This window comes from Xanthobacter autotrophicus, assembly GCF_029991245.1.
Classification (GTDB): Bacteria; Pseudomonadota; Alphaproteobacteria; order Rhizobiales; family Xanthobacteraceae; genus Xanthobacter; species Xanthobacter autotrophicus_C.
Map to the genome: position 1 here is coordinate 1 of NZ_JAIVFO010000441.1, position 401 is coordinate 401.

Genomic DNA, 401 nt, shown 5'->3' on the forward strand with positions numbered 1-401 from the left:
TCATGGCAGGGGGCACAGCGTGTGGGAACGAAAAAAAGGGCGCGCCACCTGCGGAGGTGGCGCGCCCGGATTATGGCCCGCACCTGCGGGAACTCCCGCAGGCCGGCGGCGGCTCAGGCGTACTCGGCCAGCGCCTTCTTCATCTTCTTCATCGCGGCCACTTCGATCTGGCGGATGCGCTCGGCGCTCACGCCGTACACCGCGGCCAGCTCATGCAGCGTCATGCCGCCCGAGCCGTCGTCGTTCACCTTCAGCCAGCGCTCTTCCACGATGCGGCGGCTGCGGTCGTCCAGCGTGGCGAGCGCGCTGGCGATGCCGTCGGTGGCCAGCACGTCGCGCTGGCGCGATTCGATCATCGCCGTCGGCTCGTGCGCGCCGTCCGCGAGGTAGGCGATCGGGCC

Annotated in this window: 1 protein-coding gene; it reads right to left on the reverse strand. The window is 70.3% G+C overall.

Annotation, left to right across the window (positions count from 1 at the left end; genetic code table 11):
* Positions 1 to 113: 113 nt before the first annotated feature.
* Positions 114 to 401 (reverse strand): sigma factor-like helix-turn-helix DNA-binding protein (locus tag K9U41_RS23595; protein WP_282643245.1); only part of this gene is annotated, 288 nt, incomplete at its 5' end.